Origin of the sequence: Bathymodiolus platifrons methanotrophic gill symbiont (genome assembly GCF_002189065.1) — a bacterium.
In the GTDB taxonomy this organism is placed as follows: domain Bacteria; phylum Pseudomonadota; class Gammaproteobacteria; order Methylococcales; family Methylomonadaceae; genus Methyloprofundus.
In genome coordinates this window covers 1-25,866 of record NZ_BDMN01000127.1, presented here as the reverse complement: position 1 = coordinate 25,866, position 25,866 = coordinate 1, and the positions used below count along the sequence as shown (strand labels likewise).

The 25,866-nt window shown below is 38.7% G+C and carries 26 protein-coding genes and 3 pseudogenes; 25 read left to right on the top strand and 4 right to left on the bottom strand.

Going from position 1 to position 25,866, the window contains the following annotated elements:
• Window positions 1-119 precede the first annotated feature (119 nt).
• On the top strand, window positions 120-836 hold the full coding sequence (locus CDZ78_RS22990) for an HvfA family oxazolone/thioamide-modified RiPP metallophore (protein WP_244559187.1): 717 nt from the start codon (window positions 120-122) through the stop codon (window positions 834-836).
• Between the two features lie 217 nt (window positions 837-1,053).
• Here CDZ78_RS22990 and CDZ78_RS07895 read toward each other — a convergent pair whose 3' ends face one another.
• Together CDZ78_RS07895 and CDZ78_RS21125 are read right to left on the bottom strand one after the other, a co-directional pair.
• Window positions 1,054-1,695, bottom strand: a complete 642-nt coding sequence (locus CDZ78_RS07895) for a hypothetical protein (protein WP_087869516.1) — start codon at window positions 1,693-1,695, stop codon at window positions 1,054-1,056.
• A gap of 117 nt (window positions 1,696-1,812) precedes the next feature.
• A complete protein-coding gene (locus CDZ78_RS21125) occupies window positions 1,813-2,058 on the bottom strand; it encodes a hypothetical protein (RefSeq protein WP_140413930.1) in 246 nt (81 codons plus the stop codon).
• Between the two features lie 390 nt (window positions 2,059-2,448).
• Here CDZ78_RS21125 and hemW point away from each other — a divergent pair, with 390 nt between their 5' ends.
• From hemW to CDZ78_RS24015, 18 genes and pseudogenes are all read left to right on the top strand, one after another.
• Window positions 2,449-3,621 (top strand): radical SAM family heme chaperone HemW, encoded by a 1,173-nt coding sequence (gene hemW / locus CDZ78_RS07890; protein WP_087869515.1) that lies wholly within the window; start codon window positions 2,449-2,451, stop codon window positions 3,619-3,621.
• Window positions 3,614-4,252, top strand: a complete 639-nt coding sequence (pyrE, locus tag CDZ78_RS07885) for an orotate phosphoribosyltransferase (RefSeq protein ID WP_087869514.1) — start codon at window positions 3,614-3,616, stop codon at window positions 4,250-4,252. The genes hemW and pyrE overlap by 8 nt, the downstream gene beginning before the upstream one ends.
• Before the next feature lie 146 nt (window positions 4,253-4,398).
• Window positions 4,399-4,827, top strand: a complete 429-nt coding sequence (locus CDZ78_RS07880) for a DUF429 domain-containing protein (protein WP_373862454.1) — start codon at window positions 4,399-4,401, stop codon at window positions 4,825-4,827.
• Window positions 4,824-5,712: pseudogene (locus CDZ78_RS07875) on the top strand (pilus assembly protein PilM); the annotation flags it as partial. The gene CDZ78_RS07880 and the pseudogene CDZ78_RS07875, both read left to right, overlap by 4 nt.
• 169 nt (window positions 5,713-5,881) lie before the next feature.
• Window positions 5,882-6,271 carry a PilN domain-containing protein gene (locus tag CDZ78_RS07870; protein ID WP_087869512.1) on the top strand — a complete coding sequence of 130 codons (390 nt, stop codon included), beginning with the start codon at window positions 5,882-5,884 and terminating at the stop codon, window positions 6,269-6,271.
• Window positions 6,271-7,404, top strand: a complete 1,134-nt coding sequence (locus CDZ78_RS22985; protein WP_230991196.1) for a pilus assembly protein PilP — start codon at window positions 6,271-6,273, stop codon at window positions 7,402-7,404. The genes CDZ78_RS07870 and CDZ78_RS22985 overlap by 1 nt, the downstream gene beginning before the upstream one ends.
• Before the next feature lie 13 nt (window positions 7,405-7,417).
• Window positions 7,418-7,726 carry an AMIN domain-containing protein gene (locus tag CDZ78_RS22980; protein ID WP_147774334.1) on the top strand — a complete coding sequence of 103 codons (309 nt, stop codon included), beginning with the start codon at window positions 7,418-7,420 and terminating at the stop codon, window positions 7,724-7,726.
• 91 nt (window positions 7,727-7,817) lie between these two features.
• Entirely contained in the window at window positions 7,818-8,036 is a 219-nt protein-coding gene (locus CDZ78_RS22975) for a hypothetical protein (RefSeq protein ID WP_147774333.1), read from the top strand.
• Window positions 8,033-8,395, top strand: a complete 363-nt coding sequence (locus CDZ78_RS22970) for an AMIN domain-containing protein (RefSeq protein WP_338070456.1) — start codon at window positions 8,033-8,035, stop codon at window positions 8,393-8,395. The genes CDZ78_RS22975 and CDZ78_RS22970 overlap by 4 nt, the downstream gene beginning before the upstream one ends.
• Before the next feature lie 5 nt (window positions 8,396-8,400).
• Entirely contained in the window at window positions 8,401-8,730 is a 330-nt protein-coding gene (locus CDZ78_RS22965) for a hypothetical protein (RefSeq protein ID WP_244559190.1), read from the top strand.
• Window positions 8,642-8,869, top strand: a complete 228-nt coding sequence (locus CDZ78_RS22960) for a secretin N-terminal domain-containing protein (RefSeq protein WP_244559186.1) — start codon at window positions 8,642-8,644, stop codon at window positions 8,867-8,869. The genes CDZ78_RS22965 and CDZ78_RS22960 overlap by 89 nt, the downstream gene beginning before the upstream one ends.
• A gap of 78 nt (window positions 8,870-8,947) precedes the next feature.
• Entirely contained in the window at window positions 8,948-9,604 is a 657-nt protein-coding gene (locus CDZ78_RS22955; RefSeq protein ID WP_244559185.1) for a secretin GspD/PilQ domain-containing protein, read from the top strand.
• Between the two features lie 57 nt (window positions 9,605-9,661).
• Window positions 9,662-10,189 carry a shikimate kinase gene (locus CDZ78_RS07855; protein ID WP_230990674.1) on the top strand — a complete coding sequence of 176 codons (528 nt, stop codon included), beginning with the start codon at window positions 9,662-9,664 and terminating at the stop codon, window positions 10,187-10,189.
• A gap of 2 nt (window positions 10,190-10,191) precedes the next feature.
• Window positions 10,192-11,274, top strand: a complete 1,083-nt coding sequence (aroB, locus tag CDZ78_RS07850; protein WP_087869511.1) for a 3-dehydroquinate synthase — start codon at window positions 10,192-10,194, stop codon at window positions 11,272-11,274.
• A 258-nt stretch (window positions 11,275-11,532) separates the two neighbouring features.
• The gene (gene hemE, locus CDZ78_RS07845) at window positions 11,533-12,597 is read left to right on the top strand and encodes a uroporphyrinogen decarboxylase (protein ID WP_087869510.1); all 1,065 of its coding nucleotides are present in this window, start codon (window positions 11,533-11,535) and stop codon (window positions 12,595-12,597) included.
• Between the two features lie 8 nt (window positions 12,598-12,605).
• Complete coding sequence (locus CDZ78_RS07840) at window positions 12,606-13,091, top strand: DUF411 domain-containing protein (RefSeq protein ID WP_307190466.1); 486 nt, start codon at window positions 12,606-12,608, stop codon at window positions 13,089-13,091.
• Window positions 13,092-13,283: 192 nt separating this feature from the next.
• Window positions 13,284-13,628: pseudogene (locus tag CDZ78_RS24020) on the top strand (alanine dehydrogenase); the annotation flags it as partial.
• Between the two features lie 18 nt (window positions 13,629-13,646).
• Window positions 13,647-14,348 carry an alanine dehydrogenase gene (locus tag CDZ78_RS24015; RefSeq protein WP_307190468.1) on the top strand — a complete coding sequence of 234 codons (702 nt, stop codon included), beginning with the start codon at window positions 13,647-13,649 and terminating at the stop codon, window positions 14,346-14,348.
• A gap of 60 nt (window positions 14,349-14,408) precedes the next feature.
• Here the strand turns inward: CDZ78_RS24015 and CDZ78_RS07830 are convergent, their stop codons facing one another.
• The gene (locus tag CDZ78_RS07830; RefSeq protein ID WP_087869508.1) at window positions 14,409-14,849 is read right to left on the bottom strand and encodes a hypothetical protein; all 441 of its coding nucleotides are present in this window, start codon (window positions 14,847-14,849) and stop codon (window positions 14,409-14,411) included.
• A 536-nt stretch (window positions 14,850-15,385) separates the two neighbouring features.
• On the opposite strand from CDZ78_RS07830, the gene amoC reads away from it, so the two are divergent.
• From amoC to trmL, 6 genes are all read left to right on the top strand, one after another.
• Complete coding sequence (amoC, locus tag CDZ78_RS07825) at window positions 15,386-16,138, top strand: bacterial ammonia monooxygenase, subunit AmoC (RefSeq protein WP_087869507.1); 753 nt, start codon at window positions 15,386-15,388, stop codon at window positions 16,136-16,138.
• A 121-nt stretch (window positions 16,139-16,259) separates the two neighbouring features.
• Window positions 16,260-17,009 carry a bacterial ammonia monooxygenase, subunit AmoA gene (amoA, locus tag CDZ78_RS07820; RefSeq protein ID WP_087869530.1) on the top strand — a complete coding sequence of 250 codons (750 nt, stop codon included), beginning with the start codon at window positions 16,260-16,262 and terminating at the stop codon, window positions 17,007-17,009.
• A gap of 73 nt (window positions 17,010-17,082) precedes the next feature.
• The gene (amoB, locus tag CDZ78_RS07815) at window positions 17,083-18,327 is read left to right on the top strand and encodes a bacterial ammonia monooxygenase, subunit AmoB (RefSeq protein WP_087869506.1); all 1,245 of its coding nucleotides are present in this window, start codon (window positions 17,083-17,085) and stop codon (window positions 18,325-18,327) included.
• Window positions 18,328-18,545: 218 nt separating this feature from the next.
• Window positions 18,546-21,284 (top strand): preprotein translocase subunit SecA, encoded by a 2,739-nt coding sequence (gene secA, locus CDZ78_RS07810; RefSeq protein ID WP_087869505.1) that lies wholly within the window; start codon window positions 18,546-18,548, stop codon window positions 21,282-21,284.
• A 71-nt stretch (window positions 21,285-21,355) separates the two neighbouring features.
• Entirely contained in the window at window positions 21,356-23,857 is a 2,502-nt protein-coding gene (locus CDZ78_RS07805) for a glycogen/starch/alpha-glucan phosphorylase (protein ID WP_087869504.1), read from the top strand.
• A gap of 426 nt (window positions 23,858-24,283) precedes the next feature.
• Window positions 24,284-24,751 (top strand): tRNA (uridine(34)/cytosine(34)/5-carboxymethylaminomethyluridine(34)-2'-O)-methyltransferase TrmL, encoded by a 468-nt coding sequence (gene trmL, locus CDZ78_RS07800; RefSeq protein ID WP_087869503.1) that lies wholly within the window; start codon window positions 24,284-24,286, stop codon window positions 24,749-24,751.
• Between the two features lie 233 nt (window positions 24,752-24,984).
• On the opposite strand, the pseudogene CDZ78_RS07795 reads toward trmL, so the two are convergent.
• Window positions 24,985-25,662 (bottom strand): annotated as a pseudogene (locus CDZ78_RS07795) (ATPase, T2SS/T4P/T4SS family); the annotation flags it as partial.
• Window positions 25,663-25,866 lie beyond the last annotated feature (204 nt).

Sequence of the window (25,866 nt, the reverse complement as noted above, 5' to 3'; positions counted from 1 at the left end):
ACCTTAAGTAATTCAAGGAATTAAAAGTCAACAAATAGCACTTGCAACACGTGCATAAATTGTGTAGAAGGAAGAGTTACATCATAAAAGAATAATAAACTAAATATTGAGAGGAAAACATGAAAAAAATAACAAAAACTTTAACAACGATTGGTTCGGCAGTTGCTTCAACATTTGCGGCAAACGCTGTTAATGCAGAAAGTAACCCATTTGCAATGAGCGAGTTAGACAATGGCTATATGCAACTTGCGCAGTCAGATAAAGTAGGCGAAATGGAGTGCGGCTCTAAAATGAACAAGAAGCAGGAAGCGGCTTGTGGAGAAGGCAGATGTGGCAGCATGATGGAAGATGGCAAAATGAAAAAAGGTCTGGAAAATTCCTGTGGCGCCATGATGAAAGGAAAAGAAGGAGCTTGCGGTGATATGAAAGCTAAATCATCGGACAAAAAAGTAAAAAATAAAGGTTATTCAGTAAGTAAATCCGGCTGGGGTAAGAAAAAATCCACATCTGGAAATATGAATAACGGCATGAAAATGGATATGGGCAAAGGCAAGGAAGGCAAATGCGGCGAAGGCATGTGCGGCGGCATGATGCAGGGCGGAAAGATGAAAAAAGGGATGGAAGGCATGTGTGGTGACATGATGAAAGGAAAAGAAGGCAGCTGTGGTATGGGAATGATGGGCGGCGGTATGAAAGGTATGCAGGGTGGCAATATGAAGGGAATGGACGATATGAAAGGCATGCAAGGTGGAAATATGAAGGGAATGGGCGGCATGAAAGGCGAAGAAGCTAGTTGTGGTGCAATGATCTCTCCTGACAAAGCGTCTGGTAAATAGGCTTGTACTCGCATAAAAAGGGCGCATTATCAAATGCGATTAAGTTAAGGTAAATATTCAGACGCAAAACACTGTTTATTTACGAATTTTTTTAATAAGATATGACGTAGGCTGGGTTAGATTTTACAGAGTAAAAAAACGTAACCCAGCAATACGGTTCTAATTCACACTTTGAAAAGAAGAGCTAAATGAGTGAGTAGATGGGCTTTATTTAAATTTAAGTGACCAAAAATTGTTCAAGAACGGTGCTTGCTTCTTCACAAGAAATAGTTGATTGCCCATTTTTTAATAGGTAGTTTGCAAAATGTTCAATGCACTTCCAGTTTTTAGGCTCTTCAATAAATTGAAAAGTTTGCTCGAAGAGTGACTGAATTTTTAATTCACGCTCGGCTATATTGGAAATAAAGTATTCTAAATAACGATTAGCCTGTTCAAGATCTGAATGACCACCGTAGTTTTTCAAGGCATTTATATTTACTAAGTACGGGTTAAATATCTCGTCGTCACGTAATGCAACAAACTTTGCTTCAGCCAAACCACCGGCTAGCAAATTAATCACATCTGCCTCATAGGCATGTTTTAATGGTTGTTTTTCTAGGGCAGTGTCAAAATGCTTATTTTCAATTTCAGCAACGGGTAGGTTTTCAATTAACCTACCACCTTCAACCCTGGCAAAAAAAGGGAAATCTTTTTGCCTGCTCTTATTAATAGTAATTTGAAAAAAAACAGGGGGTAATTGTTGTTGTTTATTTCTAATATAAATTGCCGTTACATGACCTGCTTCATGAAAAGCAATATGCTTATTTAACTCATTAATAGAGGCGGGTGAGCACTGTACGATATGTTGTGTTCGTAGCATAGAAAGTACCGTCCTATTTTAAAAAAATCAATTCATCTAATTCTATTAGATTCTGCAAATGTAAGTAATGATTGTACTTGTTCTGATATAAAACGGTTGTGACTGACCTCTCATTTTCTACATTGATGCCTTATTTAATTTACCTTGGGTTCTTATAACTTTCTTTGTGCACCTTATATTGGCCCTTTTTGTTGTGTATTTATGTGTTTTAATGTCAGAAATAATTGCAATGAAAAATATTAATAAAGCTAGTACTGTAGCTAAGCCTGTTAAAAGCACTATTAATGGCCGTGTGAATTTGATTATTAAAAATAAAATACTAACGGTTATGAAGTAACTTATGAATGAAGTTAATGTGTTCATGTTTTCTCCAAAAAATTTCAAAACTTGTACTGTTCGTTGTTAATGAATATAAAATTCTTAGTCCTAAGTATTGCTTGTGCTATTCTATTTTATAGTCTGATATTATTAGATTCTGCTAATAATTGTACTTGGTTTGTTATAAAGCGTTTGTGACTGAGCTCTCATTTCCTGCATTGCACCGAATAAAACTTAGGTAATTTCTGTCAAAGAATATACCAGCTTACTTATGCCATTTTTCTTTCTACAGCATTAAATCATCAAAGTGGGTTAAGACTTTGCAAACTATGCCCTCTCAAGGCTTTTTATAGTTATTATTAGTTTTTATATCACTTTTGTTGTTTATGATTTATGCTACTTTGCAGTACAGTTACCTATTTTTTACCTATAGCAATGCACAGTGTTCGCAAAACAACTATCCCACTTAGTCTTTATATTCACTTCCCCTGGTGTATTCAGAAATGTCCCTATTGTGATTTTAATTCTCATGCAGTAAAAGGATCCTTACCTGAAATAGACTATATTGATAGCTTACTTAAGGACCTATCAAAAGACCTGGAGCAATTTCAGGAAACTCGACCGCTGCACAGTATTTTTATGGGTGGAGGGACGCCTAGCTTATTTTCAGCCCAACAGATACAGCGCTTACTGACGGGTATTGAGCGTCTTATCCCCTTTGGCGATGGTATAGAAATCACTCTGGAGGCTAACCCGGGTACTTTTGAGAGTGAAAAATTTGCTGATTACCGGGCTATTGGTATTAACCGTTTATCTATCGGTATACAAAGTTTTAATGATGCTCATTTAAAACGTCTGGGGCGGGTACACTCGGGACAGGAAGCGATACGGGCGGTTGAAATTGCCAGGCAAGCAGGGTTTGATAATTTTAATCTGGATTTAATGTTTGGTCTGCCTGAGAGTAGTGATCATGATAGTTTAAGCGACGTACAACAAGCCATTGCACTTCAGCCCAGCCATATTTCTTTTTATCAATTGACGATAGAACCGAATACTTATTTTCATAAATATCCGCCTGTTTTACCTAATGATGAAGCTATTTTTAATGAGCAACTAGCCTGTCAGCAGTTGTTAGAGGAGCATGGCTATCAGCAATATGAAATCTCTGCCTACGCGAAAACGGGTAAACAATGTAAGCACAATATTAATTACTGGTCTTTTGGTGACTATCTAGGTATAGGCGCGGGTGCACATGGCAAGATTACTCTGGGTTTACCGGATAATATTGTGCGTACTATGAAAGCTAAGCAGCCTGAGAAATATCTCCAGCTTAGTAAAGGTGATAGACTTGCTCAGGAAATTAGTCAGACAGATTTACCGCTGGAATTTGTCATGAATCATTTAAGGCTAAAGCAGGGCTTTCAATTAGAAACCTATAGACAAAGAACGGGTTTAGCTTTGCAATCTTTACAACCTGCCCTGGCAGATTGTATACAGCAAGGCTTGTTAGATGAACACCAGCAACAAATAGTCTGTTCGGAAAAAGGTTGTTTTTTTCTGGACAGTATTTTAGAAAACTTTCTTGGCACGGATATAACAGATGCTTGATTATCAAAAACAATTTATTCAATATTCTTTAGATTGCGGGGTATTAAAATTTGGTGAATTCCAATTAAAATCAGGGCGTACTAGCCCCTATTTTTTTAATACCGGCCTGTTTAATAGCGGTGCGCAATTAGCGAAACTGGGACAGTTTTATGCTCAGGCACTGATACATTCAGGCATCAAAGTGGATGTTTTATATGGCCCGGCCTACAAAGGTATCCCTTTAGTTAGCGCTGCGTCTATTGCCTATGCACAAATGCAGAACAGCGATATTCCCTTTGCGTTTAATCGTAAAGAAGCTAAAGATCATGGCGAAGGTGGCAACTTGGTCGGAGCGCCTTTAAAAGGTAATGTGCTGATTCTGGATGATGTGATTACAGCCGGAACTTCGGTGCGCGAATCTGTGGTTATTATCAATGCAGCAGCAACACCCGCTGGAGTTTTGATTGCTCTGGATAGGCAGGAAAAAGGTGAAAATGATGTTTCTGCAATAGAGGAAATTACCGAACGCTTTAATATACCTGTTATATCAATTATTGCGCTAGAGCATATTATTACATTTATTGAAGACGATAAATCTTATAGTGCGAATATTGATGCAATTAGAGAGTATCAGCAGCAATACGGAATTTAGTTATTATTGATGACCCTTTCTATTATCGGTATAGATTGTGCCATCAGGCTAATAAAGTTGGTTTGGCGCATGGCTATCTGTCTGATGGCAAACTAATTGTTGATAAGCTGGTTAAGCCAGCTAAAAATCAATCCGTTGCAGAAATTGTGTCGAGCTGGATTGTGCCGGGATCCACACAGTTACTTGCGATAGATGCCCCATTAGGCTGGCCGGTATCGCTAGGACAGGAATTATTCAATCATGTGGCGGGCGGAATATTAAACACAGAAGCAAATACGTTGTTTCGCCGAGATACCGACCGATTTATAAAAGAAAAAACCGGCAAGCTTCCGCTTGATGTGGGTGCTGACAGAATTGCCCGTACAGCACATACTGCATTGCAATTATTAAATACAATTACCATGCTGACAGGGGCTAAGGTAGATTTAGCCTGGAGCCCGGAATTAAATCCGGGTTGCTGGGCAATTGAAACCTACCCTGCCGCGACTTTGAAAATGTCATCTATACGTTTTCAGGGATATAAAGGGCCAGAAAATATTGCTCCAAGACAAGAGATTTGTGCAAACTTAAGTTAGCTGAAGCTATTAAAGTTGCATTAAAGCAGTCAGGGGCGCGTGCGCGTCATGCTTGTGTTGCTATTGCAGGTTCGGCAGTGATGACAAAGGTGATTACCATGTCTGCGCAGTTGTCGGAAGATGAAATGGAAGAACAGATCATGGTTGAGGCCGATCAATACATTCCTTATTCTCTTGATGAGGTACGATTAGATTTTGAAGTGCAGCAAGTCAACGAAGCAAATTCTGAAATGGTGGATGTTTTACTAGCTGCATCTCGAAGAGAAAATGTAGATGAGCGTGTAGAAGTTCTGGAAATGGCTGGTTTGACGGCTAGTATTGTTGATGTCGGGGCATTTGCTATAGAGAATTCATTTGCTTTGCTTAAGGATCAGCTACCTAATGCGGATGATGAGCAAACAGTTGCTATTGCTGATATAGGTGCAACCATGATGACCTTGAATATATTACAGGAAGGGCGGGCAATTTATACTCGGGAACAGGGATTTGGTGGTAAGCAGTTAACCGAGGAGATTCAACGACGGTATGGCCTTTCCTATGAAGAAGCTGGGCTTGCTAAACGTCATGGTGGTTTGCCTGATAATTATAATAGTGATGTATTAGGGCCATTTAAACGTGCTTTAGTACAGCAAGTTGCAAGGTCACTGCAGTTTTTTATTTCCTCGAGTGCTAATAGAAGTATTGATTGTGTAGTGTTAGCCGGTGGTTGTGCATCAATTCCTGATTTTTGATAAATTAATTGAAGAAGAATTAGGGATTCCTGCATTTGTTGCTAATCCTTTTATTAATATGGCTCTATCTAATAAAATCAAACCACAAAGTTTAAGCAATGATGCAGCAGCAATGATGATTGCCTGTGGGTTGGCATTAAGGAGCTTTGATTAATGACTCGAATTAATTTATTACCCTGGAGTGACGAGCTACGCAAGCAACGGCAGCAGGAGTTTTTATTGGTATTGCTCTTGTTGCAAGTGTTGCCGTAGCAATCTTATTTGGCATTGAGGCATACCTGGATAGTCAGATTGAAGAACAGCAAGATAAAAAACGAATTGTAATGGCGAAAGTAGCTGAAGTAAATTTGATTACCGCTAAAATTAAAGATATTGAAGCGAAAAATGGAGTTCTGCAAAGTAAAAGAAATGCGATTCAGGCATTACAAAAAAGTCGTCCTGAAATAGTCCATTTTATTGATGCAATTGCCAGGGTAACACCTGACGGTGTGTTTCTTACCAAGATTAAACAAAATAATTCTAATGTAGTTTTGAATGGTAAAACGCAATCAAATGCAAGAGTATCAGCCTTTATGCGTAATGTTGAGGCTTCACCCTGGCTAGTTAGTCCTGAACTGAATGTTATTAAAGGTAGAAACAATGATGGCAGGTTAAGTGATTTTGTTCTTTATACAAAACAACGGAAAATTAAAACAGAAGATGAGGGGTTCTAATGAATTTTTCTGAAATTAATTGGGACATAAATGAAGCAGGTGCGTGGCCTAAGCCGATTAAAGTAGCTGCTGGGGTCTTGGTGTTCATAATTATAGTAAGTTTTGGATATTATAAATTTACCAGTGAAAAAGTAGCGCAATTAAATACTGAGAAAAAGGAAGTCGCGGATGCCTTGAATAATTATCAGTATGCCTGGAGGATGGCACAAAATTTAGAGTTACATCAAAAGCAATACAAACAAATACAATCCTCTTTAGCTGAGATGATGAAGTTAATGCCTACTAAAGCAGAGGTTGCTAGTTTATTGATAGATATTTCACAAACAGGATTATCTAGTGGCCTGGAATTTGAATTATTTAAACCTGCTGGCAAGATTAATAAAGGGGATGTTATCGAGTTGCCCATTAATATTAAGGTTATAGGTCAATATAGTGAGTTAGGATTGTTTATTAGTGGTCTTGCGACACTACCAAGAATTGTTACGATTAAGAATATTCAAATTAACCCTGCTAATAATATGCTTGCTATGAGTGCCTTAATAACAACTTACCGAGAGGGAAATAGCCAAGTAGAAAGTGATGCCAAAGTATTAGATAATAGTGCCCTTGTATGCCTTGAGCATGACGGTCTGGTGGTGGCAGGGTGTAAAAAGAAGAGCACTGTTGTTACTTATCCTGAGCTAGAACAAAGATTAAAAGAAAAAAGAAAAAATATCAAGGCTATATCCGTTAGGCCCATAGAACCAATGCCGCCAGTAGGGAGCTTTTTATTTAACCCTGATGGTTTAAGAGATCCCTTTAAGCCCATTGAAAAGAGCATGGAAACGTTAGCTGCGAAAGCTGTTGCTTCAAATGGAATACAGCCTGATTTTAATCGCCGTAAAGAAGAATTGGAAAGTTATTCATTAGATACCTTGAGAATGGTTGGCACAGTGAAAATGAAAAGTGTTTTATGGGGCTTGATTAAAGCCAGTGATGGTACTATTCATCGAGTTAGTGAGGGGAATTATTTAGGCAAAAATTACGGATGCATATTACGTATTTTGCAAGATGCAATAGAAATAGTGGAAATTGTTCCAGATCAGCCTGGTACATGGCGTGAGCACCAGACATTAATAGCGCTATCTGAATGAGCTGGAGATTGATATGAATATTAAGCAAGGTGGTTTTTGTATGAGCTTTTTAAAGCAGTGGTCTTTATTGCGTGTTGTTGCAATAAGCATATTATTTTTGGGGCAGGTTTCTTTAGTAGAAGCTCAGGCTGTCGCGCTTAGTGAGGTAAACTTTAATGCGCTGTCTGGCGATAACTTGCAATTGTCTTTTGAAATGACAGGCAATGTTGCTAAGCCAAAAGTATTTCATACCGATAATCCGGCAAGAATAATATTAGATTTTGCTGGTGTCAAAAGTAACTTAAAACAGAAAAAATATTATAAATGCAGGTGGTATCAGTAGTTTTGTTGCTGTTGAAGCGGGAGGACGGCTACGAGTAGTTGTTGACCTAGTAAAACTGGTTGATTATAAGGTAAAATCGCTTGGGAACCGAGTGATCATTACCTTTCATAGTTCCGGTAGAATCGCTCGCGATAGTCATAAAAAATTAACTAAAAAACCCCTGACTGAGTTTGCGTCCTTAATGCCTGAGCAGGCAATTAATAAAATTGATTTTCGTCGAGGAGAGAAAGGCCAGGGGCGCTTATTAATATCCTTGTCCAATCCTAATACAGTGGTTAATACACAAGAAAGATCTGGAAAGATTGAATAAACACTAAGTTACCTGATGCATACGTTAAAAAAATGGATGTTCTTGATTTTGCTACGCCTGTTTCAATGATCGAGGCAAAAAGAATAGGGACAAAAGTAAAAGTATTAATCACGCCGGTGGATAGTCAATTTGGGTATTCTACTTTTCAGTCGGATGGATTATTAACCGTAGAAATAAGGGCGATTACAACAGCTGAGGAAGAAGAGAAGCGCAAGAATAAGTTTCCTTATAGCGGCGAACGTTTATCATTAAATTTTCAGGATATAGAAATTCGTTCTGTTTTGCAGATTTTAGCGGATTTTACCGAACTTAACACTGTCGCTTCTATGCTGTTAGTGGGAATATTACACTGCGTTTGAATGATGTGCCTTGGGATCAGGCATTAGACTTTATTTTGAAATCTAAGGGTCTGGCTAAAAGAGAGGCGGGGAATGTTATTCTGGTAGCTCCAACAGCTGAAATATTAAAGCTAGAGGAAGAAGAGCTAAAATCACAAGAGGTGGCCGAGCGATTGGAGCCTTTAAAAACAGAATATATACAAGTTAATTATGCAAAAGCTGAAAATTTTAGAAATATTTTATTTGGAATGTCTTCTATCAGTGCTGATGGCTGTACCATATCGCAAGGGGCAAGTTCATCAGGTGGCCAAGGCGGGGGAAAGTGGTATTGGCGGCGGCGGTACGGGGCAGGGTAATGACAGATACTCACTTTTATCAAATAGAGGAACAGCGATAGTTGATTCGCGAACTAATACCTTAATTGTTAAGGATACCGGTAAAATTCACGAAGAAATCAGGGAGATGATTGATAAGTTAGACAGGCAAGTACGTTAAGTCCTAATCGAAGCGAGGATTGTCATTGCTGAAGAAGGGTTTGCTCAGGAATTAGGGGTCAAATTTGGCGCAGCTTATGTGGGTCCTAATGGCTCAGTGGGTGCGACTACTGGAAGTAATCCTAAGAATGGAACACCAGGAGATATAGTGTCTCCTGTATTATCTAACCTGGCAGCTTCTAATCCTTATGGTGCGTTAGGGATGACGCTGGCGAGTGGTGCAAAATATGTGTTGAATCTGGAAATTTCAGCTTTACAGGATGATAAGAAGGCTGAATTTGTTTCCAATCCCAAAGTTTTAACATCTGATCGTTGCCAGGCTAGAATAGAACAAGGCGTACAAATTCCATATCAGACGGTTAGTCAAAATGGAACGCAGACTCAATTTCAGGATGCTTCGATAATTCTTGAAGTGACACCGCAAATTACCCCGAGTGGTAGTGTAATTATGGATTTATATATTACTAAGGACTCGCCTGGAGAGATTACCCCTGATGGTGTAGCGATTAATACGCGACAAATTACTACTAGTGTGCATATAGAAGATGGCGAGACTGTTGTTCTAGGTGGTGTTTATGAGGGCGATACACTGTATGAAGTTAATTCAGTGCCCTGGTTTGCAGATTTACCATTAGTTGGCTGGATGTTTAGAAAAACGACGGAAAATGAGTTCAAAAAAGAACTATTGATCTTTATTACTCCTAAAATCACTAAAGATTCGATGAAAATGCGTTAGTAAGCTTCAATTACAACAAAAAAAGGGGCATAATGCCCCTTTTTTTATGAATAAAAAATGTTAATGAATAAAAAAAATATATATTTAATTGGTTTGATGGGTGCAGGGAAAACAACGGTAGGTCGTTTATTGGCAAAATCCTTGGCTGTGCCGTTTTATGATAGTGATAAAGCCATCGAGGATATAACAGGCGTTGATATTGCTACTATTTTTGAATTTGAAGGAGAGAAGGGCTTTCGAGTTAGAGAAAATAAAATGATTAATGAGCTAACAGAGCTGGAAGATATAGTGCTAGCTACAGGTGGCGGGGTCATTTTAAATGCAGATAATAGACAGCGATTACAAGAAAACGGTTTTGTCGTTTATTTGCAGTGCTCAGTCGATAGAATCCTTGATCGTACTTCGCGAAATACTCAAAGGCCCTTGTTAAATGTTGATAGCCCCAGAGAAAAAATACAATCTATATTAGATGAGCGTGAATCATTGTATTTGTCTTGTGCTGATTTTGTTATTGATAGCGGTCAAATACAAAGCAAGGCGGCTGTGAAAGAAATTCTTAAAGAATATATGAGTAAAGTAAATTAATGATGAATACCATGCAGGTTCAGCTGGGTGATAGAAGTTATCCAATATATATGGGGGCGGGTAACCTGAGTAAACCTGAGTTATTGACTCAACATATAAAATCGAAGCAAGTGGTGATTGTAACTAATGAGACTATTGCTCCCCTGTATTTGCAGCAAGTAACAGCTCATTTACAGCAATATCAAGTAGAAGTTGTAGTGTTACCTGATGGCGAGCAGTACAAAACACTGGCAACGATGGACATTATTTTTTCCACTTTGTTGAATAATCGATTTAGCAGGAATGCAACACTCATTGCTCTGGGTGGTGGTGTAGTAGGCGATATCAGTGGTTTTGCTGCTGCCTGTTACCAGCGTGGAATCCCTTTTATTCAGATACCTACAACTTTGTTAGCACAGGTTGACTCTTCTGTAGGAGGAAAAACAGGGGTTAATCATGCGTTAGGTAAAAATATGATTGGTGCTTTTTATCAGCCTCAATGTGTCATTATTGATGTCAATGTACTACAGACGCTGGATGACCGGCAGTTTTCGGCAGGCTTAGCTGAAGTCATTAAATACGGCTTGATTCGGGATGCTGAGTTCTTTACGTGGATAGAAGACAACATCGAAAAAATATTAAGCAGGGATGAAGAGGCATTAACGATTATTATTGAACAATCTTGCCGCAATAAGGTAGAAATTGTGGCTAGTGATGAAAGAGAATCGGGTATTAGAGCGATACTAAATTTAGGTCATACTTTTGGTCATGCAATAGAGACTGGAATGGGTTATGGCCGCTATTTACATGGTGAAGCTGTTGCGATTGGGACGTGTCAGGCAGCAGATTTGTCAAAGCGTTTAGGCTGGTTGGATGAAGCTGATGTAAAACGAATAGTGACACTTTTTAAAAAGGCGGGATTGCCCACGCAGCCGCCTACAGATTTATCCGCGCAGGAATTTATAAAATTAATGGCTGTAGACAAAAAAAATGCCGATGGAGATATACGCCTAATTTTACTTAAAAAAATAGGTGAAGCGAGTTTACCTATAAGCGTAGATAAAACTGCTTTACTGGCAACTTTAAATAACTACGGGCGAGATTAATTATCTAAATAACTCTTTGGAGTGGGGTAGTTAAAAACAAGAAATTTTTGATTCAAAGTTTGGTGTTTTGGATGTTTTAAGCAATACCAATTCAAAATGTACTTCATAAGCCTCGTTTAATTATTAATGGCGTGATTATGTCCGTTAATTAAACAATAGTGGTAGACGGCAGTTACGCCCTGTTTTCAAAACAAATATCTGGAATTTGTGTAAGGTGTATCTTATTCAAGTTTAATAGTAAAAGGACTAATACATAACATGAGTGATTTAAAAAACGATAGATTTATTCGAGCACTATTGAAGCAGTCAGTAGATAAGACGCCAATATGGATGATGCGCCAGGCTGGTCGGTATTTGCCTGAATATAGGGAAATAAGATCTCAAGCAGGTAGCTTTATGAATCTATGTACCAATCCTGAGCTAGCATGTGAAGTGACATTGCAGCCATTGGAGAGGTTTGATTTTGATGCAGCTATTTTGTTCTCAGATATTTTAACTATTCCAGATGCAATGGGCTTGGGGCTGTATTTTAGTGAAGGAGAAGGGCCGCGTTTTAAAAATCCAGTACGTAGTGCAGCAGATATAGAAAAATTACCAATTCCAGATCCTGAACTAGAATTGAAATATGTTGTAGATGCTGTGAGTCTGATAAGAAAAAACCTGCAAGGGCGTGTGCCATTAATTGGCTTTTCAGGTAGCCCATGGACCCTGGCAACCTATATGGTAGAAGGTGGTAGCAGTAAAACCTTTTCTAAAGTAAAAGGTTTGATGTTTGAGCAGCCTATGTTGATGCATAAAATGCTAGATAAATTAGCGCAATCAGTCGCAGCTTACTTAAATGCGCAAATAGCCGCTGGTGCACAAGCGGTTATGCTTTTTGATACCTGGGGAGGCGCTTTAGGTACAGAAGAATATTTAGAGTTTTCTCTGCGATATGCAGAACAAGTCCGTTCATTGTTAAATACTACGCAAGGTGGTAAACAAATACCTACAGTTTTGTTTATTAAAGGTGGCGGACAATGGCTAGAATTAATGGCTGACATAGGCTACGATGCACTCGGGCTGGACTGGCAAACAGATATACAGCAAGCACGGGCAAGAGTAGGAGGGCGTGTCGCTCTGCAGGGAAATATGGATCCTATCACTCTGTATGCTAATCCTGATGTGATCAGGACTAAAGTCGGTACTATACTAGAAAAATATGGTTCTGGATCAGGGCATGTGTTTAATTTAGGGCATGGTATTTTGCCGGATATTAATCCTGAACATGTTAAAGCAATGGTTGATGCGGTACATGATTTAAGTAAGCCATATCATAAGTAGAAGTGATGATGAAAAAATTACTAATAGCAATGTTTGCAATCAGTATTCTTGGCTTTAATGTAAGTCAGGCAGAAAGTATCTGGGATACGCCAGTTGTTGCGATGAAAGACAGTTCATTGGATATTGTGGTGTATAGAAGTCCTACTTGTGGCTGTTGCGGTAAATGGCTGGATCATTTGAAGGCGCATGGTTTTAATGTGCATGATAATGTACTCGAAGATATGCAGCATATCAAAGATAAATACGGCATAAATAACTCATTAGCCTCTTGTCATACAGCAATTATCGATGGTTATATTGTTGAAGGGCATGTACCTGCTAATGATATTAAAGCCATGCTACTCAATAAACCAGAAATTAAAGGATTAGCAGTACCTGGTATGGTAGCCGGCACTCCAGGTATGGAAATGGGGGGTAAGAAAGCACCTTTTAATGTTGTTGCTTTTGATAAGGATGGGCAGATAACACTTTATAAAGCATACGATCAATACTAACGCCCCAAGGTAAATTAATTTAACTAAAATAAGGCATTAGATAGTAGGTCGGCAGAAGTGAGTCAAGCGGATTCAGGAGTACTCCAGAAAAGTGCTAATGGAGTGCATCTGTTTCGGTAAAGAAATGAATGAAAGAGTAAACTAATGATTATTGGTGTGCCAAAGGAAATTAAAATATAGGAGTACCGTGTTGCAATTATTCCATCGGGAGTTATTAAGCTAGTAACTGCAGGACATGAAGTTTTAGTGGAACGTGGTGCAGGAATTGGTTCGGCCTATCTGGATATTGAATATGAACAGGCTGGTGCAAGAATTGTTTCAGCTAAGGAAGCCTGGGCGGCACAGTTGGTGGTCAAGGTAAAAGAGCCATTAAATTCTGAATATAATTATTTGCAGGGGCAGTTATTATTTACTTTCTTACATTTGGCGGGGGTTGAAAAAGAGTTAACCTATCGCTTGTTAGAGAGCGGAACAACGGCTATAGCTTATGAAACACTAGAGAACAGGCAAGGTGATTTGCCTCTATTGGCTCCGTTGAGTGCGATAGCGGGGAATATGGCTGCTTTAGTTGGATCCTATTATTTGGCCAAATTTAATCATGGAAATGGTGTGCAGCTGGGATCAGTCCTGGGTAAGCGGCATGGGAAAGTGCTAGTGATAGGTGATGGGGTAGTAGGTTTTCACGCTGCCCGTGCATTAAATAGCATGGGTGCTAATGTGTTTCAGGCTGGTTTAACAAACTCTAAAGTAGGTCTGCAGAAGACTGGTGAACTAAAAGGAATTGAATATTTGTATTCAGAAAAGAAAACAATTGCAAAAAATTGTTTAGATGCAGATTTAGTCATTGGGGCAGTACTAAATAAAGGAGCAAAGGCTCCTTATGTTGTAACTGAGGAAATGGTTAAATCCATGTGTAAAGGAGCGGTTGTCGTCGATGTTAGTATAGATCAGGGCGGCTGCATTGAAACATCAAGAGCGACAACGCATGATAATCCCATATATGAACAATATGGAGTAATTCATTATTGTGTTGCAAATATGCCGGGGGCCTATCCGCGTACTGCTACGATAGCTTTGTGCTCGGAAACTTTAATATATATTCAGCAATTGGCTGAAACGGGTGTATCTGCGTTTCATTTACAGGAAATATCCGCTAAAGCAATCAACATCTACAAATCAAGAATTACAAATAAGCAAGTTGCAACTAGCTTAAATTTACTTGAAAGCTATACGCCAATAAATGAAATATGGGCGTAGGCTCAGAAAAACCAGTCACCGCTTAGGTGATATTCTTTGACAGAAATCACCTTAATATGCTTAAAGCCCTGAAATTCCAGACAGGCCATTAAGGCTCCAATTGTCAGAATCCATAACGCCTTCCATGTCTGAGCCATTGTCATACTGAATATGGCAGGCATATTTTTTAAAAAAAGATGTTCCGTCTTCTTCGCTTAGTTCAATTTCAGCATTGATGATATATTTATAGTTTCCTAAAGACCAGGGCTGCAAGGGTTCGGATGGGAAAGTGATTTGTTTGTCACTCTCAATTTCATCTCTAATTTCTTTATTGCAATGCATAAATGCGTAATTAGTCATGGATGTTGAAGATGCAATTCTGCTGCCTTGATCGTCAGTATCAACAAGAAAAAGATCAGAAGCTGCAATCTTTTCAACAAGTGGCATAACAGCTTTGTTTTGAAAAAGGATTAGGGCAACAAGTCCAGCTAAAAATATAAGGGGAACAAGTTTCTTTTGCATGTTTAAGTCAAAATAAAAATAAAGAGTGCGGCCATTCTAACAGAAAAAACTGGCGAGAGGATGCTGGGAAGGGGAAACATTTTATGTGCTCGAGTATCAGTGGGTAAATCATGTAGTGCCTTCTACTGCATAATTAAAATAGTTAGGACCGAAAGGTTTTTGTATTAATAGTGTGCAGTCAGCTGTTAAATGCTGAGGTAGAGTGGCACTTATAGCTAATAAGTGAATTACAAAGTCTCTGTAGATTTAAATTCGAATCAGGTGTTTGTATAGCATGTATGGCGGAGTATTAAGGCAGGCTTTAAATAATATTTAAGTAAAAACGGATTTTAATATATTAGGGAAATCAGCTATTTGAAAATATTAGTATCGACTCAACGTTAGCGACGGTGTAGATTTTCTTGACATGAAGTGTAAAGTTGATAAACTTAGCAACACTCAAATGGAATGGTGTCATCATTAATAGTGATGTTACAGGATGTAATAATGCTTTCGACTTTGTCGAGAGATTTAATATTTACTTTTAGGAGGTAATAATGGCTGCTACAACTGATTCAGTGAAAGCTGATGCTTCAGAAGCACCACTACTAAACAAAACTAACCTGATTGCAGGTTGGATGTTGTATTTAGTGTTCTATTCATTTATTCGTTGGTACGAAGGTGTTTACGGATGGTCTGCTGGTTTAGATTCATTCGCACCTGAGTTCGAAACATATTGGATGAATATGCTGTATATCGAATTAGTACTAGAAGTGGTAATCGCTTCTACGCTATGGGGATATATCTGGAAAACTCGTGATCGTAACGTTATGTCTATCACTCCACGTGAAGAGTTAAGAAGACATTTCACTCACTGGACATGGTTAGTAATGTACGGTTGGGCTATCTACTGGGGAGCTTCATACTTCACAGAGCAAGATGGTACATGGCATCAAACTATTGTTCGTGATACTGACTTTACACCTAGTCACATCATCGAGTTCTACTTGTCATATCCAATTTACATCATCACTGGTGTTTCTGCTTTCTTATATGCAAAAACAAGATTACCTGCTTACCAAGAAGGTCTATCTTTAATGTATATGGTATCAGTAATTGGTCCTTTCATGATTCTACCAAATGTTGGCTTGAATGAGTGGGGACACACTTTCTGGTTTATGGAAGAATTGTTTGTTGCACCTCTTCACTACGGCTTCGTATTCTTCGGATGGGCGGCTCTAGCGATCATGGGTGTTGTAAACATCGAAGTTGAAGCTTTAACTAAACTACTTAAAAAAGACTTAGCTTAATATAAAGCAAGCTTTTTAATATAATGTAGTAAAACTTGTTATCTCCTTGTTTCGCCATCATCTGATGGCGAGATGGAAGAGAGATAATGATAATAAAAATAATTTTTTTGGAGGTAAGCTAATGAGTGCATCTCAATCAGCTGTACGTTCACGCGCTGAAGCGGTACAAGTTTCACGCACGTTGGACTGGATGATTTTATTTACTCTATTCACCGCAGTACTGGGTGGATATCATATTCACTACATGTTAACTGGTGGTGACTGGGATTTCTGGACAGATTGGAAAGATAGACGTTTATGGGTAACTGTAGCGCCAATCGTATCAATCACTTTTCCTGCTGCTGTACAATCAATGTTATGGTACCGTTACCGTCTGCCTTTCGGCGCGGTAGTTTGTGTTATGGCTCTTATGATCGGTGAGTGGATTAACAGATACTTAAACTTCTGGGGTTGGACTTACTTCCCAGTAAACTTCTGTTTCCCATCTAACCTAGTTCCTGGTGCGATTATACTTGACGTTGTATTAATGATGTCTAGTAGCTTTGTATTGACAGCGGTTATTGGTGGTATGGCTTGGGGATTAGTTTTCTACCCAGGTAACTGGCCAATTATTGCTCCTTTACACGTACCTGTTGAATACAACGGTATGATGTTTACACTAGCTGATTTACAAGGTTATCACTACGTACGTACTGGTACTCCTGAGTACATCAGAATGGTAGAGAAAGGAACACTAAGAACATTTGGTAAAGATGTTGCTCCAGTATCTGCATTCTTCTCGGCTTTCGTTTGTATTATCATTTACTTCTTATGGCACTATTTTGGTCGTTGGTTTAACAAAACTGACTTCATTAGTGGCGAAGGCATCTAATAATAATTATAAGTTGATAAGTATTTATGCTTATTAATAAACGAAATTAAATTCTCTAGTTTGGAGGAGATATATGAAAACAATAAAAGACAAAATAGCTAAGCTATCATTTGTCGCATTGCTATTGGCTGTAACATCTGCGATGTTCTACACGCCTACAGCATCTGCACATGGTGAAAAGTCTCAAGCAGCGTTCATGCGTATGCGTACAATTCACTGGTTTGATCTTGATTGGTCAAAAGATGAAGTTGCAATTAACGATACAATGACTATTTCTGGTAAATTCCACGTTTTCGCGGGATGGCCTGAAACAGTTGATAAGCCAGAAGTTTCTTTCTTGAACATTGGTATTCCGGGCCCTGTATTTATTCGTGCAGGATCTTGGATCGGTGGTCAATTAGTTCCTCGTTCAGTAACACTAGAACTTGGCGAAACTTATGAGTTCAAAGTTCTTCTAAAAGCACGTCGTCCAGGTGACTGGCACGTACATACTATGATGAACGTTGAAGGCGGGGGTCCAATTATTGGTCCAGGTAAATGGGTAACTATTACTGGTTCAATGGGTGACTTCGTTAATCCTTTAACTACATTAACTGGTGATACAATTGATCTAGAAAATTACGCTTTAGATAACGTATATTTCTGGCACGCATTGTGGATGGGTATCGGTACAGCTTGGTTGTTGTTCTGGATTAAACGTCCTATGTTCATACCACGTCATATCGCTGTAACTTCTGGTAAAGCTGATACACTAATCAGTGCTACTGATAAGAAAGTTGCGATTGCATTTGCTGTAGGTACTTTGGGTTTAATCATGGTATCTATGGGTTCCACAAATGAAAAATACCCTATTACAACTCCATTACAAGCGGGTTTGATGCGTGGTATTCAGTGGATTGATATGCCTGAAACAACTATTAACGTTAAAGTTGAAGATGCTACGTATCGTGTTCCTGGTCGTGCTATGCAAATGACTCTAACTATCACTAATAATGGTGATTCTAGTATTCGTTTAGGTGAGTTCAATACTGCATCTGTACGTTTCCTAGAGCCTAATGTATTAGAAGATGAGTCAGGTTATCCTGATGATCTTTTAGCTGAAGAAGGTTTAACTGTTTCTGATAACAGCCCTATCGCTCCAGGTGAGTCTAGAACTGTTGAAGTAACTGCTTCTGATGCTGCATGGGAAGTTTACCGTTTAGCTGACTTGATCTATGATCCAGATAGTCGTTTTGCTGGCTTACTATTCTTCTTCGACGAAGATGGTAACCGTCAAATGGTTATGGTAGATGCTCCACTAATTCCAACATTCATCTAATGAATGAATACTTAGCTTAGGCTAAGTAGGAGTTACATAGCATAGGGCCCCTGTTACGCAAGTAACAGGGGCTTTTTTGCGTTTAAGTACTAATTAAAAATGATAAAAATATACTTAAATTGAATTAAAGCTGTTTGTTTTTATGTCAGAGAGGTAGCAAACAGGTTATAATTGCAAAGTTATATGTTTCATTTAAGAATTCACACTGGGTAAAAAGGATGCTAGGTAAGCTTGTTAAATTTGTTGTCGGTAGTCGTAATGATCGGTTAATTAAAAAGAAGAGAAAGTTAGTAAAGTCAGTTAATAAGTTAGCTGACGAATATGCACAATTATCAGATGAAGAATTACAAGCAAAAACAATAGAATTCAAAACTCGACTTGCTGATGGTGAAAAATTAAATAACTTAATTCCTGAGGCATTTGCAGTAGTCAGAGAAGCATCTTCGCGCGTATTTGATATGCGCCATTTTGATGTGCAACTGATTGGCGGAATGGTGCTTAACGACGGCAAAATTGCCGAGATGAAAACCGGAGAAGGTAAGACATTAATGGCTACGTTAGCAGCCTATTTAAATGCTCTTCCTGGTAAAGGTGTGCATGTAGTTACCGTTAATGATTATCTTGCCTCACGAGATTCTGTCTGGATGGGTCAGTTATATGGTTTTCTAGGACTTACAACCGGTGTCATAATCAGTGATTTAGATCATGCTGAGCGCAAACAAGCCTATGCCGCCGATATAACATATGGTACTAACAACGAATTTGGTTTTGATTATTTACGCGATAATATGGCGTTTAGCCTCGACCAGAAAGTTCAACGAGGCCTGCATTTTGCTATTGTAGATGAAGTAGATTCGATTCTAATTGATGAAGCAAGAACACCATTAATTATTTCTGGACCAGTCGAAGATAGTACTGAAATTTATTTAAAAACTAATGCAATTGTTCCATATCTAACGAAAGTAGAACGTCAGGAAGGTGAAAAAGAAGGGGAAGAACAAGGGCCTGGCGACTATACAGTTGATGAAAAATCCAGACAGCTGCATTTAACTGAAGCTGGACATATACATATAGAGGAATTACTAGTTGAGCATGGTTTATTAGCTGAAGGCGCAAGTTTATATGAACCTGCAAATATCAGGTTGATGCACTATTTAAATGCGTCATTAAGAGCCCATGCACTATTCAATCGTGATGTTGATTATATAGTACAAAATAATGAAGTTATCATTGTAGATGAGTTCACCGGGCGGATCATGCAAGGCCGAAGATGGTCTGAAGGTTTGCACCAGGCAATGGAGGCTAAGGAAGGTACTAAAATTCAGGATGAAAACCAGACCTTAGCATCAATTACCTTTCAAAATTACTTTCGTTTGTATGAGAAACTCTCTGGAATGACAGGTACGGCAGACACTGAATCTTTTGAATTAAATAAAATATATGGTCTTGAGGTTGTTGTTATTCCAACGCACAGGGACATGATTAGAGATGATAAAGGAGATTTGATTTTTCTGACTGCGAAAGAAAAATATCTAGCAATTACGGAAGATATAAAAGACTGTGTTAAACGTGGGCAACCCGTATTAGTAGGAACAACATCTGTAGAGAATTCAGAAGTAATCTCCGGTATTCTAACGCAAGCTAAGATTAAACATGAAGTGCTTAATGCAAAACAGCACGAACGTGAAGCACATATTATTGAACAGGCCGGTATGCCTGGAGCAATTACAATTGCTACTAATATGGCGGGACGTGGAACTGATATCGTCCTGGGTGGAAATTTAGATGCACAAATCGCTGTTCTAGGTGAAGAGCCAACGGATACAGACAGAAATAAAGTTAAAGTAGACTGGCTGGCGCGTCATGAACGTGTAAAAGAAAGTGGTGGCTTGCATGTTATTGGTTCTGAACGGCATGAGTCACGCAGAATTGATAACCAGCTACGTGGTCGCTCAGGGCGTCAGGGTGATGCAGGGTCTACGCGGTTTTATTTGTCATTAGAAGATGATTTAATGCGCATCTTTGCTTCCGACAGAGTAGCAGGCTTGATGAAAAAACTTGGTATGGAGGAAGGAGAAGCAATTGAGCATCCATGGGTAACACGATCAATTGAAAATGCGCAGAAAAAAGTTGAAGGAAGAAACTTTGATATGCGTAAAGAAATTCTTGCTTATGATGATGTCGCAAATGATCAGCGTAAAGTTGTATACAAGCAGCGCGATGAGTTAATGGAGTCTGAAGATATTACCGATATTATTACAGCCATTCGTGAAGATGTAGTAAATGAAGTAATTACTAAATATATACCACCTAAAACCATGGAAGAGCAATGGGATATAGTAGGGTTAGAAGCGCATTTACACGATGAGTTCGAAATCGAAATACCTGTAGCCAAAATGCTGGAGGAAGATACTAACTTGCATGAAGAATCTTTGCGACTGGCCATCGTAGATATTATTGCTAAGGAGTATGCCGACAAAGAAGAGCTCATGACATCAGATGTGATGCGTCATTTTGAAAAATCTGTCATGTTACAGGTTTTAGATAATAGCTGGAAAGAACATTTGGCTGCTATGGATAGTTTACGTCAAGGGATTCACTTTAGAGGCTATGCACAAAAAGATCCTAAGCAGGAATATAAGCGTGAAGCTTTTGATATGTTTACTGCATTATTGGATCAGGTTAAATACGAAGTTATTAGTATTCTTGCCAAGGTGAAAGTAACACAGCAAGAGGATGTAGATGCCATTGATGAGCAACGCCAAGTGCCTCAGGAAATGCATTTTGAACATGCGGAAGCCGGGAGTGCATTAGCAGAACCGGAAGCAATCCAGGAAAACACTAAACCAGATGAACAAGAGGTTCCCTTTGTTCGAGAAGATAGAAAGGTAGGCCGTAATGAGCCATGCCCTTGTGGTTCAGGGAAGAAATATAAGCAGTGTCACGGTAAACTGTAGAACTGATCTAAGTGCCAGTTCTTAGGCAATGAATATTGAATTAAATTTTAAATCTTAACTTGTAAAAGGCTATGCCAACTAATATTTTTAAAAAAAGTAAACCCTGCGCAGATATTACAACATTACCTAAATTAGGGCTCAATAAAAAAGACTTTGTCGCTGACTTTAAACGCTATTATAGTCATCGCTTAGGTCGTGATCAGAACTGTCGATCTCCGCATTACGCCTATGAAGCACTTTCTTTGGCAATTAGTGATCGGCTAGTAGAGCGCTGGAAAAATACTTACAATACTTATAGAGAGACAGATTGTAAGAAAGCATATTACTTGTCCATGGAATTTTTAATGGGGCGTACGCTTAGTAATGCCATGCTTAACCTAGGTGTTACTGATGAAGTTACTAAGGCAATGTATGGTTTAGGTCTGGATATCGAAGAACTAATTGATAGTGAGCCTGATGCCGGTCTGGGTAATGGAGGGTTAGGACGCCTAGCTGCCTGTTTTATAGATAGTTGTGCGACTTTACAGTTACCGGTTACCGGTTATGGCTTACGCTATGAATACGGTATGTTTACACAGGCAATTATTAATGGTGAACAGGTTGAACGACCTGATCATTGGTTAAAAAATGGTAATGTCTGGGAAATAGAGCGCCCTGAATATACTAACCGCATCAAGTTTGGTGGTAAGGTTGTAGATGCTATAGACGAGCATGGCGGAAAGAAAAGGATGTGGATTGATACGCATGACATATTAGCAGTACCTTACGATACTCCTATTCCAGGTTATCAAAATGGTACGGTTAATACTTTGCGTTTGTGGAAAGCTACAGCTACTGAGGAGTTTAAACTTGACGAGTTTAATGCAGGAGATTATGCCGAGTCAGTAGCTGCAAAAAATACAGCCGAAAATATTAGTATGGTGCTTTATCCAAATGATGCTAATGAAAATGGTAAGGCCTTGCGTTTACAACAACAGTATTTACTAGCGTCAGCAAGTTTACAGGATATTGTTGCTAACTGGGTGGGACGACATGGAAATGATTTTACCCATTTTGCTGAAAAAAACTGTTTTCAATTAAATGATACACACCCAAGTGTTGCTGTTGCAGAATTAATGCGCTTGTTGATTGATAACCATGGGCTGGAATGGAATGATGCATGGGGTATCGTGCAAAAAACGATGGCCTATACTAACCATACGTTGTTGCCTGAAGCACTAGAGCGTTGGTCTGTAGGCTTATTTCAGTCTTTATTGCCGCGTATAATGGAAATAATTTTTGAAATAAATGCACGTTTTCTTGCTGAAGTCTCATCGCGCTGGCCAGGTGATAACGAGCGTTTAGCGCGTATGTCTTTGATTGAAGAAGGGCATGGTGATAAGCACGTAAGAATGGCGTATCTTGCTATTGTAGGGAGTTTTTCTGTCAATGGTGTAGCTGAATTACACTCGCAATTATTACAGGATGGCTTGTTTAAAGACTTCTATGAATTATGGCCAGAAAAATTTAACAATAAAACCAATGGCGTTACTCCTAGACGCTGGCTTGCCGCATGTAATCCTGAATTAGCAGAATTTATTACTTCAAAAATTGGTGATAAATGGATTACCGATTTATCAGAACTAAAGAAATTGGAAAAATTTCTTAATGATAAGCAGTTTTGTAAAAAATGGTATGAATTACAACAAAGTGCCAAGCAAATACTAATAGACTACAAAAAAACAGAGCATGATATAGATCTTAATGTAAATGCCTTGTTTGATGTGCAAGTAAAACGTTTTCATGAATATAAGCGTCAGTTGTTAAATGTATTACATGTAATACATTTATATGATCGTATTAAACGTGGTGATACAGCTAACTGGACAGATCGTTGTGTATTGATTGGTGGTAAGGCTGCGCCAGGGTATTACATGGCAAAACGTATTATTAAGCTGATAAGTAATGTTTCTGAAATTATTAATAATGATCCTGAAGTTGGTGAGAAGTTAAAATTGGTATTTATGCCAAACTACTGCGTTTCAGCGATGGAAAAAATATGTCCTGGAGCTGACTTATCTGAGCAAATTTCTACTGCCGGTAAAGAAGCATCAGGTACTGGAAACATGAAGTTTATGATGAATGGAGCTCTAACCATTGGTACGCTGGATGGAGCTAATATAGAAATTCGCGAAGAAGTGGGTGATGATAATTTCTTTAAGTTTGGTTTAACAGAAGGGGAAGTTGAAGAAATGCGCCACCATTATGACCCTATGGGCATAATTAATCAGGATGAAGACTTGCAGCGTGTTATGAACTTGCTTGAAAGTGGACATTTTAATCAGTGTGAGCCTGGTATTTTTGATGATGTTATTAACTCTATTAAGAGTTCAGATGATATGTGGATGACTATTGCTGATTTCCGTAGTTTTATTGATGCACAAAAACGTGTAGAGGCAGCATATCAGGATAAAGATCTCTGGACGCGAATGAGTATTATAAATACAGCAAATAGTGGGAAATTTTCTACTGACCGTACTATTCAAAGCTACAGTGATGATATCTGGAATTTGAAAGCAGTGACTGTTAAATAAGTTGCTAATATTCAAATAAAAAGCCCGATGTATATTTTAAACTGAAGTTTCCCAATAATTATTTATGGTAAAATTGAAACTATGCTACAACTATATGAAAAAAATAGTCTTTTCATTCGTTTCAAATGCTATTGCCTAAGGGGAATTAAGTAGGGGTTTGCTATAAACATGGCAAAACCACCTAAAATAAACCTCGATACACCAGCATTGTGTATTTCAGCTACTCAATAATTGGGAAACTTCAGATTTTAAATACATCGGGCTTTTTTGTTTGATCAACAAACTACTAAGGAATGTGCGCGAAATAAGTTACATCGTTAATAAGGGGCGCAGGCCTTTAGCCTGCATTTTAAAAGGCGAACTAAAGATCCGCGCCCCACAGTTGCTCAAGTGTGTCGCGCGCCTTCTTCCTGAACTGGATTGTATATGTTTAATATCCTACTCTTCGAGCCAGAAATACCCGCCAATACTGGTAATATTATTCGCTTATGCGCAAATACGGGGGCTAAATTACACTTAATTAAACCCTTAGGTTTTGAACTAAATGATAAAAAACTGCGCAGGGCAGGGCTGGATTATCATGAATGGGCTGATATAAAAGTGCATGAAGATATTCATGCTTTTTTAAGCAATGAGAAGTACGCTACAGTTTATGCTTTAACCACCAAAGCTAAACAATGTTACTCTGATGCCGAATTTCAGCCTGATGATGTGCTGATGTTTGGTCCGGAAACACGAGGTTTACCTGATAGTATTCTAACTAACTTAGCGGACCATCAGCGATTACGCTTACCCATGTTACCGGCAAGCAGAAGCCTGAATTTGTCCAATACCGTTGCTGTAACACTATATGAAGCCTGGCGGCAACAAGGCTTTATTGATATGGGAGAGTAGGGCGGACTTTAGTCCGCTTTTGCCTATACTAAAACTAGAGCTTAAGATTCAGTTTTAATTTAAACCCAAATAATTGCTTATTTAGGGTTCCGGGTTGCAGCATAAAAGTCAACGTTAGGGTAAGGTATGCTGTAGAGCGTTTAATGCGTAACTCATCAACGAATACTCGCGTGGCATAGTATAGAGATAGGATAGCCTCAGTTCAGCAGCTCCTCCTATAGGCCTTAGCGAATTTAAAATCGGAGATTTCCCCCTTCTTCTTCATCTACACTGCTTAAGCTGATTTCATTGTCAGTTGATGAGAAATCATTATGTGCTCCTAATTTAATCATCAAGCGTACTTCATTTTTAGAGTCAGCTGAATTAATTGCATCTTCATAGCTGATTTTTCCAGAAGTATATAGATCATAAAGTGCCTGATCAAAGGTCTGCATACCTAACTCTCTGGAAGATTTCATAAGCTCTTTTAATTTATGTACATCACCTTTGCGAATAATGTCACAAACCAGCGGAGTACCTAAAAGGATTTCCATTACTGGGTAGCGGCCTTTACCATCCGCCCGAGCAACCAGTTGCTGGGCAATAATGGCTTTTAAATTAAGCGAAAGATCCATAAATACCTGGCTGTGCATATCTTCAGGAAAGAAGTGCAGAATACGATCAATAGCCTGATTTGCATTGTTAGCATGTAGTGTAGATAGACATAAATGTCCAGTCTCGGCAAAGGCTAAGGCATGCATCATGGTTTCACGGGCACGAATTTCACCGATAAGAATGACATTAGGGGCCTGGCGGAGGGTGTTTTTCAGGGCTACTTCGTAAGACTCAGTATCCATACCCACTTCGCGTTGAGTAACGATACAACCTAAATGAGGGTGAACAAATTCGATAGGGTCTTCAATAGTAATAATCTGAAGTTTCCCAATTATTGAGTAGCTGAAATACACAATGCTGGTGTATCGAGGTTTATTTTAGGTGGTTTTGCCATGTTTATAGCAAACCCCTACTTAATTCCCTTTAGGCAATAGCATTTGAAACGAATGAAAAGACTATTTTTTTCATATAGTTGTAGCATAGTTTCAATTTTACCATAAATAATTATTGGGAAACTTCAG

What these genes read in the sequence shown, in the direction of transcription:
- CDZ78_RS07805 (WP_087869504.1), top strand. Translation starts at nt 21,356, where the DNA reads ATGCCAACTAATATTTTTAAAAAAAGTAAACCCTGCGCAGATATTACA.
- CDZ78_RS22990 (WP_244559187.1), top strand. Translation starts at nt 120, where the DNA reads ATGAAAAAAATAACAAAAACTTTAACAACGATTGGTTCGGCAGTTGCT.
- CDZ78_RS22960 (WP_244559186.1), top strand. Translation starts at nt 8,642, where the DNA reads ATGGCTGTACCATATCGCAAGGGGCAAGTTCATCAGGTGGCCAAGGCG.
- hemW (WP_087869515.1), top strand. Translation starts at nt 2,449, where the DNA reads ATGCACAGTGTTCGCAAAACAACTATCCCACTTAGTCTTTATATTCAC.
- amoA (WP_087869530.1), top strand. Translation starts at nt 16,260, where the DNA reads ATGAGTGCATCTCAATCAGCTGTACGTTCACGCGCTGAAGCGGTACAA.
- CDZ78_RS07830 (WP_087869508.1), bottom strand. Translation starts at nt 14,849, where the DNA reads ATGCAAAAGAAACTTGTTCCCCTTATATTTTTAGCTGGACTTGTTGCC.
- amoB (WP_087869506.1), top strand. Translation starts at nt 17,083, where the DNA reads ATGAAAACAATAAAAGACAAAATAGCTAAGCTATCATTTGTCGCATTG.
- hemE (WP_087869510.1), top strand. Translation starts at nt 11,533, where the DNA reads ATGAGTGATTTAAAAAACGATAGATTTATTCGAGCACTATTGAAGCAG.
- CDZ78_RS07840 (WP_307190466.1), top strand. Translation starts at nt 12,606, where the DNA reads ATGAAAAAATTACTAATAGCAATGTTTGCAATCAGTATTCTTGGCTTT.
- pyrE (WP_087869514.1), top strand. Translation starts at nt 3,614, where the DNA reads ATGCTTGATTATCAAAAACAATTTATTCAATATTCTTTAGATTGCGGG.
- CDZ78_RS07870 (WP_087869512.1), top strand. Translation starts at nt 5,882, where the DNA reads ATGGCGAAAGTAGCTGAAGTAAATTTGATTACCGCTAAAATTAAAGAT.
- CDZ78_RS07895 (WP_087869516.1), bottom strand. Translation starts at nt 1,695, where the DNA reads ATGCTACGAACACAACATATCGTACAGTGCTCACCCGCCTCTATTAAT.
- CDZ78_RS24015 (WP_307190468.1), top strand. Translation starts at nt 13,647, where the DNA reads ATGGCTGCTTTAGTTGGATCCTATTATTTGGCCAAATTTAATCATGGA.
- CDZ78_RS22980 (WP_147774334.1), top strand. Translation starts at nt 7,418, where the DNA reads ATGAATATTAAGCAAGGTGGTTTTTGTATGAGCTTTTTAAAGCAGTGG.
- trmL (WP_087869503.1), top strand. Translation starts at nt 24,284, where the DNA reads ATGTTTAATATCCTACTCTTCGAGCCAGAAATACCCGCCAATACTGGT.
- CDZ78_RS21125 (WP_140413930.1), bottom strand. Translation starts at nt 2,058, where the DNA reads ATGAACACATTAACTTCATTCATAAGTTACTTCATAACCGTTAGTATT.
- secA (WP_087869505.1), top strand. Translation starts at nt 18,546, where the DNA reads ATGCTAGGTAAGCTTGTTAAATTTGTTGTCGGTAGTCGTAATGATCGG.
- amoC (WP_087869507.1), top strand. Translation starts at nt 15,386, where the DNA reads ATGGCTGCTACAACTGATTCAGTGAAAGCTGATGCTTCAGAAGCACCA.
- CDZ78_RS07855 (WP_230990674.1), top strand. Translation starts at nt 9,662, where the DNA reads ATGTTAATGAATAAAAAAAATATATATTTAATTGGTTTGATGGGTGCA.
- CDZ78_RS22985 (WP_230991196.1), top strand. Translation starts at nt 6,271, where the DNA reads ATGAATTTTTCTGAAATTAATTGGGACATAAATGAAGCAGGTGCGTGG.
- aroB (WP_087869511.1), top strand. Translation starts at nt 10,192, where the DNA reads ATGAATACCATGCAGGTTCAGCTGGGTGATAGAAGTTATCCAATATAT.